Below are 12,160 nucleotides of genomic sequence, written 5' to 3' on the forward strand. Positions count from 1 at the left end.
TTTTTGCACGATAAATTTAAGGAAATTGAGTCCTACCCCATTAAAAAGAATCAGGATACTTAAATAGTCTGTTGAGGGAGAATTACTTGTAGTTAACTTTATAGCGCCAATAGCTTATACCTCCCAGAAGCAGTACACCAATCACCGTATACCAGATAAAATCTGGTGTAATCACCTGTGCTCCACTGGCATAACTGTGCAATCCTACTAAATAGAAATTAACACCAAAATAGGTCATCATAATACTCCCGAAAGCCACTATGGTCAGAAAATTGAATGTCCACCTGCCTCTTAGGCCAGGAACAAGTCTGGTATGAATCACAAAGGCGTAGACCATTATTGAGATGAGTGCCCAGGTCTCCTTAGGGTCCCATCCCCAATACCGGCCCCAGCTTTCGTTGGCCCACTGACCGCCAAGGAAATTCCCAATGGTTAACATTACAAGGCCAACCGTAACACTAAGTTCATTGATGACGGTCAATTCCTTTAAATTGATCTCCATCCGTTTCTTGTTCTTTTTGCCGGTAAGGATAATGAGTAGTAGAGACACTACTCCCAATATCATGCCTACGGTTAGCGGCCCATAACTACCAACAATTACAGCAACATGTATCATTAGCCAATAACTATCAAGAACAGGGACCAGGTTGGCTATAGAGGGGTCTACCCAGCTCTGATGGGCTATCCAAAGTAACATGGAGGTGACAAAGGTGGCCGCTGCAATAGTCATTTCGCTCTTTCTGCTAAATAAGAGGCCCATACCAAGGGTGGCCCACGACACATACAAAATACTTTCGTAGGCGTCGCTCCAGGGTGCATGCCCGGAGATATACCAACGCATTATCAGACCTGCGGTATGCCAGATAAAGAAGAGGAAGATAGTCCCTTTGAAAAAGTAAGTGGCAATACGCCATATTTCTCTTTCACGGAAAATTCGGAATATCAAGACCAGGAACATAAGTACTCCAACAAGCGCATAGTATTTATACAATCTGTTAAATAAGTCTAATCTGTTATAAATGATCTCTGCCTTTACTTTCTTTTCGGTCGGTAAGACCTCGCTCCCGTGATTTTCCTGGTTTTTGTGAAATGCAGCCAACAATTTGTCTGCTTCGGAATAATCCCCTGAAACTATGGCCCGTTGTACGGACATCAGGTAATAAGGAACCGCATTTTTAATGAAATTGGCATAAAGAGAATCACCAACCTGATATTGGCCGCCCCTGTATTCCAGGGCAGATATCCATTTGTTATTTTCATCGTTAAGCAGTGGAAATATTTTAACAATCTCCCCACTAAGCGCCCGGTCTAACAAGCTAAGTCGGAAATAGGCGTCTTTAAAATCTTGTTGAAACTTATTGGGAGTATTAGTAGCAAATGCCTCCTGCAAATAGGGACCCAGTTTATTCTGACCCCTGGCATCAAAAAAATCGGTTGCCTTAATGTATTTCTGCCCTTTAGAGATCCCTATAATAGTACGGATACTATCATTTTGCGCCTTTTTGTCCAGGGCGATAATTTCTGTATTGTACCACAGTGCCGGATTCAGCATCATGGAGATAAACACCTGATCCGCATTGAGCTCTTTATAGGTGCCCTTAAAGCTCAACTTTCTCAATAATTCGGAAGCAAAGGTGTTTATGGGCTTCATCCTTCCCCCCTCATCCTGTATCACCAATTCGCCAAATTTGGCGGCATGCTCCTCGGTCACAACCGTTGATAGTAAAAGAGAATCTAATTGCTGCTGTGTTGGCGCCACCGTATGGTCATGTCCGTCATCAGCCGTGTGCTCCTGGGCATTTAAGTTCAAAACACCTGCCAGCAGAATAGTCGTAGTAAGGGCGGCTTTCTTCTTTTTTAGTTTGGCTAGTTGATTTCCAAGGTCTTTAAAGCGTGTTTTGCCAAAGAACATTATTCCCATAAGTCCGATGTATAGGAGAAAATAGCCCATATAGGTTATCCAGGTGCCCCAAAAATCATGATTTACAGACAATACGGTACCCTTCTCATCCGGATCAAAGCTCGCCTGGAAAAACCTGTAGCCCTTATGGTCCAGAATATGATTCATATAAATATCATAATCAAATGGGCGTTCATCTTCCACGGTAATTTTACTCATAAAGGAAGCATACCCTTTTTCGGTTCCAGGGTACTTTTCAGCAATAAAATCGTGCAATCTAATACTAAAGGGCAATTCATATACTTTAGAACCATAAGCCAGGGTAAAATCTAGCCCGCCAACACTAAACTTATCCGAAAACGTTGCTGAGCCTTTACCTCCCAAGAGTTTTTTCTGTACACGCTCTCCATTAGAAGTAACTGCTATGACCAGGGCATCCTGTGTAGCCTCCGTGATCTCGGATTCCGGTACTTTTACCACTCCAAATTTCCCTCTGGTCAAGGGTTTGGGAATAACAAACTGCATTCCTCCAAGTTGATATAAAGATCGTAGCTGCAGTGTTTGTAAGCTGTCTTTAGTCAGCTGGCCCTGAAACTGATCTGCCATTCTCATAAAACTTCCCTCAAAAGGTGAAAGTATCTGATAGCTACTATCTGTAACTACAAGGTTAACTGCCCCTTCCGTAGGGTTGTTCAGGCTGAATAAAATGTTGTGGATATTAGTGACTTTGCCTGCCTCCAGAAAATGTTCGTGCCTATTGCCATCCCCTGCTTCGACAATTTCCAAAAATTCTGTACCATCCTCATCAGGGATCAGGCCTTCTTTTGCTCCTTCTATAAAATCTACATAGGAAATGGTAAATTCCTGTCCGTCAAAATCGTTATTCCATGGTAAAGAAGATTTAATGGCTTCGGAAGTTACGATAAGGTCGTCTTCAAGCGGTTTTCTTCTGGGTTCCCCATTTATTTCTCCATCCACAAAAGCAGTCAGAAAAGTTTTATCGGAATAAAAGACATTCTCTGAATTACCTTCACGAATGGGCATCATTCCCTCAAAACTAATATAGCGGGTAACAAAAGCACCTAGAATTATCAGGATCCAGGATAGGTGTAGGGTTAATACCGGCCATTTCTCCCAGCGGAAAAGCCGATACCTAAACATATTACCAATAAAATTGATGACAAAAAGCACCATGATCACCTCAAACCAGGTGGCATTATAAATCCAGATCCTTGCGGTTTCCGTGCTATACCAACTTTCTATAAAAGTCCCAAATGCCATGGCCGTAGCGAAGACTATAAATAATATGGCCATCAATCTGGTTGAAAAGAAGATCTTCTTGAGTACTTCTGTCATTGAAGCAATTCCAATTTGGTTTTCAGGAGGCAAAAATACAGCCTTTTTGGCACTTAACGGTGAATTATCTTCTATAAAAGGACTAAGATAAATGTTAATTCTTTGTCAACGACAAGCCTAATAAAAATTGTACTTTTGGGGATGCTTTCAATTGTCCTTATCGGAACCGGAAATGTAGCCAGGCATTTATTCGATGCTTTTTCTGATTGCGACAGCGTACAAATAAGGCAGGTCATAGGAAGAAACAAAAAAGCCCTTGAATACTTCCATAAGACCACCGAAATAACTTCAGATTACAATTTACTAGTAGATGCAGATATTTATATTATTGCTTTAAGTGATGACGCTATAAATACTGTTTCAGAGTTACTTAAATTAAGTAATAAATTAGTTGTACATACCTCAGGCAGTGTTACTATGCAGCGGTTGGTAAATAACAGGACAGGGGTATTTTATCCGCTTCAAACCTTTAGTAAAAACCGCAGAATTAATTTTAAGCAGGTCCCTATTTGCATTGAAGCAGAAAATGAGGCAGACCTTGCAATACTGCATAAGCTGGCCAGTACTTTAAGCAGGGAGGTACATGAAATTTCTGCCGAACAAAGGAACGCCTTGCACCTCTCGGCTGTTTTTGTAAATAATTTTACAAATCATATGTTTACTATCGCAAATGAGATTTGCGGGGAGCACCAATTGTCTTTTTCCATTTTAAAACCATTAATTCTAGAAACTACAAACAAAATTGCGGACATGCCGCCCTTCGAGGCCCAAACCGGGCCTGCAAGGCGAAACGATACAGGTACAATGGATAAACACCTGCAATTATTAAATTCTAAAAATCAAAAGGATATATATTCATTGTTAAGTGAATCTATTTTGAAGACTTATGAAAAAAAACTATAAGGAATATTTAAAGGATATCAACACTTTCGTTTTTGATGTAGATGGAGTGTTAACAGATGGGACACTGTTAATTACCACAAAAGGAGAAATGCTTCGCAAAATGAATGTTAAAGACGGTTATGCTTTAAAAACAGCACTACAAAAAGGGTACAATATTTGCATAATTACTGGCGGCACCAATGAAGGGGTGAGATCCAGATTAAAAGCACTTGGTATAACAGACATCTACCTGGGAGCTCACCATAAGGAAGACCCGCTTAAAGAATATATGGACATCTATGATATTGCCCCTGAGAATATGCTCTATATGGGGGATGATATGCCAGACCTGCCACCGATGGAATTGGTAGCCGTATCTAGTTGCCCTCAAAATGCAATTCCGGAAGTAAAAGCCATATGCAGTTATGTTTCTCCTAAGAATGGCGGTGAAGGATGTGTAAGGGATGTTATAGAACAAGTACTGAAAGCCAGGGGAGATTGGTTCCAAAACTACAGCGCAGCGAACGACTAGAAGATGTTAAAGGAAAAACTGAAACATCACCATATCATACTAGCATCGGGCTCCCCAAGAAGAAGGAAGTTTTTTGAGGAATTGGGAATAGAATTTGAGGTGCGACTTAAACCCGTTGAAGAAGTTTATCCGACTAATTTAGAAGCAGAAGCCATTGCCAGGTATCTGGCTATATTAAAAGCCGGAGCATTCGACGGCCAGTTGCATCCCAATGACATCCTCATAACTTCGGACACTATCGTCTGGCATAATGGCCATTCTTTGTCTAAGCCAAAGGACCTGAATGAAGCCTGCAGTTTGTTGCAAAAGTTGTCTGGAGATACACATAAAGTTATTACTGCCGTATGTTTTACTACTGCTTCCGGTCAGCATACACTACACGATACTACTGAAGTGACCTTTAAGAGCCTCTCTGAGGAAGAAATTAACTATTATGTGTCTAATTTTAGTCCTACTGACAAGGCAGGCGCTTATGGTATCCAGGAATGGATTGGACTCATAGGAATTGATAATATTAAAGGGTCCTATTACAATGTAATGGGACTTCCGACCCATTTGGTTTACAAAACGTTAATGAGCATGGTAGGCTAAGGGTTTTTGGGTAATTTTGACTAAAATGTGTACTCATGAGAAAATGGATAAAATTTGAACTGGCAATAGTGGTTTTTGCATTAGGGATCCTTGTTTTGGAATCCTGTAAAGTAGAAGCATCCGATGCAGATAAAAATCTTGCGCTAAGAGAAGAAATCAAAGATAATTCTCCAAAAAAACGGCTCTCCAAAGAATTTAAAACTTATTGGTATGCCGGTGATGCAGAGATCACCTCGTACAATTTGGAACAAGCCAGGTATGGAGAGATCAGAGAAGGACATGCCGTTCTGATTTATGTCACAGAGCCTTTTTTAGCCGAGGAACAGGTAAAGGCAGACCGAAGTAACCCACAAAATATTCCGGTACTTAAGCTAAATAGCACCAAGAAATATTTAACTGGAATTTACCCCTACTCTATTATGAGCAGTACTTTCTATCCTGTATATGACAACCAACACGCCATCAAGGTGACTAATTCTGTACAAGAATGGTGCGGACACGTTTATGCACAGATTAACAACAGGGACCAATTCGAAATTATGGCGCATTCGTATTTTGAAGGCGAGGCAGACCAAAACATTAAAGTAGATAAAACTATTCTAGAGAATGAACTTTGGAATAAAATTAGAATCGATTACCAAAACCTGCCAAAGGGCGATTTGCAAATTATCCCCTCTTTAGAGTACACCCGTCTTGGGCATAAGGAATTTAAAGCATATGCTGCGAAAGCAACATTAACCGAAGCAGAGGGCTATATGCACTACGAACTGGACTACCCGGGGCTAGAAAGGAATCTAAAAATTAAATTCAGCAAGGAATTTCCACATACCATTGAAGGGTGGACAGAGTCGTTTAAAAGCGGGTTCGGAAATAACGCAAAAATACTGACCTCAACAGCGACTAAAAATAAGGTTTTAAAGACCCCTTACTGGAGGCAAAATGGAAATAAGGATGTAATTTTACGAGACAGCTTAGGTATTTAGAAATATGGAAGATTTTGTTCTTGAACACAGAAATGAATTGTTATGGACAGGAATTTGTCTACTTACGCTATTGATCTTAAGATTTATAAGTTCAAAAACCATTAAGAAAGTAGGTAAGCTAAGCCATATAGTAGAGGCAAGGACTTTGCTGATCACCAAGTACGTATCCGTATTTTTTACCGCACTAGGGATTGGAATCTTAGGACTTATCTGGGGAATAGACTTCAGGAATCTCGGCTTGTTATTCTCATCGGTATTTGCAGTAATCGGGGTGGCGCTGTTCGCCAACTGGTCTATACTAAGCAATATAACCGCAGGGGTTATTCTATTTTTCTCATTTCCATTTAAAATTGGCGACAGGATCAAGATTTGGGACAAGGAATTTGATTTTGAGGAAACATATATTATAGAGGATATAAAGGCCTTCCATGTTCATTTAAGAAAAAATAATGGTGAACTACTCACCTACCCGAACAATCTGATGATTCAAAAAGCAGTGACCACAATTTTTAGCAAGGAAACTTCGGATGAGGGTAATGAAGAGCATTAGCATGTTAAAGAAACTGTAAAAGCGGTATTCTAAGCGGTGAATATTTCTATATTTGAGGACCGACAAAAGATCCATATTATGCGCAATATTCTGGTATTCTTCATTGGAATACTTATAGCGATTCTACCAGCCACTGCACAAGCTCCTAAAAAATTATCTTCATCTGAAGCGTTCCATGCACTCCAAAAACTGAATTTTCTTGGTTCTGCTCTGTACATCGCGGCGCATCCTGACGATGAAAATACCCGATTAATTTCCTACCTGTCTAATGATGTCAAGGCCAGAACTGGATATTTATCTATCACCAGAGGCGATGGAGGACAAAATTTAATTGGGCCGGAATTACGCGAATTGTTAGGCGTTTTGCGAACCCAGGAACTGTTGGCTGCCCGTAGAATTGACGGAGGGCAACAATTTTTTACCCGCGCTAATGATTTTGGATATTCCAAGCACCCTAAAGAAACACTTAAATTATGGGATAAGGCGTCTGTGCTAAGCGATGTGGTTTGGGTCATTAGAAATTTTAAACCCGATGTTATTATAAATAGATTTGATCACAGAACAGCAGGCAGCACTCACGGACATCATACGTCATCTGCTATTCTGAGTACTGAAGCTTTTGATCTTGCAGGCAATGCCACTATTTATCCGGAGCATTTGAGCAAAACAGCTACATGGCAACCCCGAAGGCTTTTTTTTAATACCTCCTGGTGGTTTTATGGTAGCAGAGAAAATTTTGAAAAAGCAGATAAATCAAATATGCTGAATTTTGACACCGGCGTATACTATCCGCTGAAAGGACTTTCTAATAACGAAATTGCTTCTCTGGCCAGTAGCCAGCACCTCTGCCAGGGTTTTGGTCGACTTACAACAAGAGGTAGTGAAAAGGAATATATAGAACTTTTAAAAGGGGATCTTCCTCAAGATGAGAATAATATTTTTGATGGTATCGATACAAGTTGGTCCAGGGTTAAAGGCGGTGCTGCAGTAGGTGATATTTTATATGCGGTGGCAGATAATTTCAATTTTTCTGATCCCTCACAACACCTTCCTGAACTGCTATCGGCTTATACGCTCATACAAAAAATAGAGGATCCGCATTGGAGACTAATAAAGACCGGGGAAATTGAAGATTTAATTACTGCTGTGACCGGGCTCTATTTAGAAGCTTCGGCCGATTTTGCTTATTCCAATCCGGGAAATAGCATAATAGTAAATCTCGAGGCACTTAACAGAAGTAATGCCCAAATTACACTCAAGTCGGTAAAAGTAGGTAACAGTATGGCCAGTGAAAAAGAAATAGCCCTGGCGCATAACACCAAAAAGAATTTGGAAATAGAAATGCTGATCCCAGAGGACGCTGAATACAGCAGTCCGTATTGGTTGGCCGAAAAAGGGAGTCTTGGGATGTATAAAGTTGATAATCCTGATATAATAGGAAGCCCTGAGACCGCTCGTAAGTTTTTCGCCACCTTCGAACTAGAGATCAACGGTACCCCATTACATCTTAAAAAAGCAGTAATTCGCAGGTATTCCAGACCAGATAAAGGGGAGCTTTACCAGCCTTTCGAAGTTTTACCGGAAGCTTCTTCAAGGATAGAAGACAAGGTGATTATTTTCTCGGACTCCAGCCCAAAACAGATTCCTGTTACCATAAAAGCCTTGAAAGACAATCTTAAAGGAGAGGTACAATTGTGTTTTTCAGAAGGATGGAAGGTAGATAAAGAAGTAATTCCTTTTGAAATCATCAATAAAGGGGAAGAGAAGACATTAATTTTTACCCTGACTCCACCAGAAAAAGAAGATGAAAATTATATTTCGCCTATTGTAAAAATAGATGGCAAGGAACTGACAAAAGAATTAATAAGTATTGCTTATGATCATATTCCTACCCAGTCTGTGCTGTTACCCTCTGAAGCAAAGGTGGTAAGATTGAATATTCAAAAAGCAGGTGAGCATATCGGTTATATAGCTGGCGCAGGAGATAAAGTGCCAGAAAGCCTTGAACAGATTGGTTATATTGTTCATACTATTAGCCCCTCAGATATTCAGGAGGGCAGCCTGGATAAATACGATGCTGTGGTGATGGGCATAAGGGCATATAATGTATTACCCGAACTTAAATTTAAACAAGATCTCTTGTTTAAATATGTACATCAGGGTGGTAACCTGATAGTACAATATAATACTGCTGGCAGGTGGGACAGGGCCTATGAAAATATTGCTCCATTTCCGCTTAAATTGTCAAGAGACAGGGTGACCAACGAGAATTCCCCTGTTGAAATAATTGCCAAAGACCATGCGCTGGTTAACTTTCCTAACCCTATCGAGCCCAAGGATTTTGAAGGATGGGTACAGGAAAGAGGATTGTATTTCCCTAGTGAATGGGATCCAAATTTTACTCCTATCCTGTCTATGAATGATGAAGACGAAACGGCTACAAAAGGGAGTCTTTTAGTGAGCCCTTATGGCAAAGGTCATTACATCTATACCGGACTTAGTTTTTTCCGGGAACTTCCGGCCGGAGTGTCAGGAGCTTATAAGATATTTGCCAACATGTTATCCATAGGAAAGGATAAGGTGGATTCGGAAAACGACATAAAAGGATAATATGCGAAGTAAGTTAGTTTGGAAAAAAGAGTACAGTCTGGTACTCATCCTCAATTTCATTTACATTCTTGTTTTTTACTACATAATGATCTCAAACGCTTAGCATGGGGAATCTGGACTGGATCATACTTTCGAGTACACTGCTTTTTATTGTTGCCTATGGGGTATGGAAAACTAAAGGCAGCAAGGACGTAGATGATTATGTCCTTGGAGGAAACAAGACCAAATGGTGGACTATAGGGCTCTCAGTAATGGCTACCCAGGCCAGTGCAATAACTTTTTTATCTACTCCCGGACAGGCCTTTCACGATGGTATGGGCTTTGTACAGTTTTATTTTGGCTTGCCCCTGGCCATGATTATTATATGCCTGGTTTTTGTACCTATTTATCACAAACTAAAGGTATATACGGCATATGAGTTTTTAGAAAACAGATTCGACCTAAAGACGAGATCTCTGGCTGCAGTTTTATTTTTAGTCCAGCGTGGCCTGGCTGCAGGAATTACCATTTATGCTCCTTCAATCATCTTGTCGGCAGTACTGGGATGGGACCTGAAAACGCTCAACATAATTCTTGGGACTCTGGTCATCATCTACACTGTTTCCGGTGGCACCAAGGCTGTAAATGTTACCCAAAAACAACAGATGTTCATCATAATGACAGGAATGTTTATCGCATTCTTCTTTATCCTGGGCTATCTTCCGGCCGATATCAATTTTAGCAAAGCCCTTAAAATTGCAGGGGCCAGCGATAAATTAAATATCATCGATTTTGAGTTTAACACCACAAGCAGGTATACCCTATGGAGTGGCCTGACTGGCGGAATGTTTTTGGCGCTAGCCTATTTTGGAACAGATCAAAGCCAGGTGCAGCGCTACCTTTCGGGTAAATCTGTAAGAGAAAGTCAGTTAGGTCTTATTTTTAACGGACTGCTGAAAATACCCATGCAATTCTTTATCCTTTTAGTTGGGGTTATGGTCTTTGTTTTCTATCAATACAACCCCTCCCCTCTCAATTTCAATCCCGTAGCATCCGAAGCAGTTTTAGCATCAGAATTTGCAGAAGATTACAAAATTCTGGAGCAAGACCATAGAGAACTCGAAGTAGAAAAGAAAATTGCACAGGATAGGTTTTCGGCAGCTTTAGAACTAAAGGAATATACTGCCACTATGGAGGCCAAGCAACAAATAATTTCCATTAACGAAAGAGAAAGGGCCAAAAGGGAAACCGCAAAAACGCTTATTTCAATGGCAGACGATTCCGTTGAGACCAATGATAAAGACTTCGTGTTTATCCATTTTATTCTGAATCATCTTCCAAAGGGGTTAATTGGCTTACTTCTGGCGGTGATATTATCGGCAGCAATGTCTTCCACCGCCTCCGAACTCAATGCCCTTGGCACCATTAGTGCTCTAGATCTTTATAAAAGAAATAAAAAAGGAGATTATGACGAAAAACATTACGTTACGGTTTCCAAGGGGTTTACACTGCTATGGGGCATTATCGCTATCATCATAGCTTGTGTGGCGAGCCTATTTGACAACCTTATTCAACTCGTAAATATTATAGGTTCTATATTTTATGGCAATGTACTGGGCATCTTTCTGATGGCCTTCTTTTTTAAATTTATTCGTGGTAATTCGGTATTTGTTGCAGCCATCATAACACAAATAATTGTAATTGTAGGCTATAGTCTCGATTGGATGTCTTACCTCTGGCTCAACGCTTTTGGATGTGGCCTTGTTATATTCCTGGCTTGCCTTATTGAAGTCTTCGACAGAACATTGAATAATCCAGAATTGAAAGCATAAAAAAATCCCGGCGAATTCGCCGGGATTATTCCAATTAAAAGCAAGAGAATCTCTTCTACATTGCTCCCCATTCTTTTAGGGAATCTTTGTTCATTTTAACGTAATCTGCATTACCTGCTGCTTCTGCAACTTGCAAAGATCTTTTGGCCGCCTTAATAGCTCCTGCCTTGTCTCCCATTTTAGCATAAATAAGAGATTGCTGTCTCATTACCCAGAAAGCCTTGTCGTTCATACTAACAGCCTTGTCTATCCATTCTTTGGCCTTTCCAAGGTCTTTCCCTTCTTCGAAATAATATGAAGCCGCCGCGAAATAGTCGTTTCCAGATGGTCCGGACATTACGCTTTCAATACTCTTTACAGCTTTATCAGAAGTAGGTACCGTAAATGGCACCCCTACATAGGTTTTCTCCCATAACATGCCTAAAGTAGCACCATTGTTATTTAAGTCATCTATGGTCATTGTAAACGTCTGAACATCCATGGGCATAGAATAAACTTCTGCTGTAGTTTTAGCAGCTACCTTACTTTCATCCCAATCTTGTGGAGTTCCCCCACCACTGGCGTCTGTATAGAAGATGACTTCCCAGGAAGCCGCACCAGGCTTTGTGAAAATGGCATAAGTCCCGGCTTTAACAGTTTGTTCCCCTATTTTCACGTCATCACCAAAAGTGATTTTGGTTCTTGCATTAGCCCCTGTTCTCCATAATTTGTCATAGGGTACAAGGTTCCCAAAAATGGTTCTGCCTCTCATAGAAGGTCTGGAGTATTCCACGGTAACGTTTGTAAGCCCCACAACCTGCTTAATTTTTGCAGCCGGACTGGGAGCGGGTGTTGAAATTTGTCCCTGTACTGCAAATGATACTAATGCCGCACAGAATAAAAGAGTTAATTTCTTCATTATTTAATGGTTTTTATAGTTCTCACAAAACTAGTCATATTGCCTGC

At 40.5% G+C, this 12,160-nt stretch carries 9 protein-coding genes; 7 read left to right on the forward strand and 2 right to left on the reverse strand.

Going from position 1 to position 12,160, the window contains the following annotated elements; all coding sequences use genetic code 11:
- Positions 1-82 precede the first annotated feature (82 nt).
- A complete protein-coding gene (gene ccsA / locus J1G40_RS04625; protein ID WP_265241409.1) occupies positions 83-3,256 on the reverse strand; it encodes a cytochrome c biogenesis protein CcsA in 3,174 nt (1,057 codons plus the stop codon).
- A 102-nt stretch (positions 3,257-3,358) separates the two neighbouring features.
- On the opposite strand from ccsA, the gene J1G40_RS04630 reads away from it, so the two are divergent.
- The 7 genes from J1G40_RS04630 to J1G40_RS04660 all read left to right on the forward strand — a co-directional run bounded on the left by J1G40_RS04630 (position 3,359) and on the right by J1G40_RS04660 (position 11,215).
- Positions 3,359-4,159 (forward strand): Rossmann-like and DUF2520 domain-containing protein, encoded by an 801-nt coding sequence (locus tag J1G40_RS04630; protein ID WP_321160190.1) that lies wholly within the window; start codon positions 3,359-3,361, stop codon positions 4,157-4,159.
- Positions 4,143-4,670 carry a KdsC family phosphatase gene (locus J1G40_RS04635; protein ID WP_265241411.1) on the forward strand — a complete coding sequence of 176 codons (528 nt, stop codon included), beginning with the start codon at positions 4,143-4,145 and terminating at the stop codon, positions 4,668-4,670. The genes J1G40_RS04630 and J1G40_RS04635 overlap by 17 nt, the downstream gene beginning before the upstream one ends.
- Before the next feature lie 3 nt (positions 4,671-4,673).
- The gene (locus J1G40_RS04640) at positions 4,674-5,261 is read left to right on the forward strand and encodes a Maf-like protein (RefSeq protein WP_265241412.1); all 588 of its coding nucleotides are present in this window, start codon (positions 4,674-4,676) and stop codon (positions 5,259-5,261) included.
- 35 nt (positions 5,262-5,296) lie between these two features.
- Positions 5,297-6,244 carry a septum formation inhibitor Maf gene (locus tag J1G40_RS04645; protein WP_265241414.1) on the forward strand — a complete coding sequence of 316 codons (948 nt, stop codon included), beginning with the start codon at positions 5,297-5,299 and terminating at the stop codon, positions 6,242-6,244.
- A gap of 4 nt (positions 6,245-6,248) precedes the next feature.
- Positions 6,249-6,794: a mechanosensitive ion channel family protein gene (locus J1G40_RS04650; RefSeq protein WP_265241415.1), complete on the forward strand. Its 546-nt coding sequence runs from the start codon at positions 6,249-6,251 to the stop codon at positions 6,792-6,794.
- 78 nt (positions 6,795-6,872) lie between these two features.
- The gene (locus tag J1G40_RS04655) at positions 6,873-9,404 is read left to right on the forward strand and encodes a PIG-L family deacetylase (RefSeq protein WP_265241417.1); all 2,532 of its coding nucleotides are present in this window, start codon (positions 6,873-6,875) and stop codon (positions 9,402-9,404) included.
- Between the two features lie 104 nt (positions 9,405-9,508).
- Complete coding sequence (locus J1G40_RS04660; RefSeq protein WP_265241419.1) at positions 9,509-11,215, forward strand: sodium:solute symporter; 1,707 nt, start codon at positions 9,509-9,511, stop codon at positions 11,213-11,215.
- A 55-nt stretch (positions 11,216-11,270) separates the two neighbouring features.
- On the opposite strand, the gene J1G40_RS04665 is transcribed toward J1G40_RS04660, so the two are convergent.
- Positions 11,271-12,113: a DUF2911 domain-containing protein gene (locus tag J1G40_RS04665; RefSeq protein ID WP_265241420.1), complete on the reverse strand. Its 843-nt coding sequence runs from the start codon at positions 12,111-12,113 to the stop codon at positions 11,271-11,273.
- Between the last annotated feature and the right edge of the window lie 47 nt (positions 12,114-12,160).

It is taken from the genome of Muriicola sp. Z0-33 (assembly GCF_026126425.1).
Taxonomy (GTDB): Bacteria; Bacteroidota; Bacteroidia; order Flavobacteriales; family Flavobacteriaceae; genus JAFMPW01.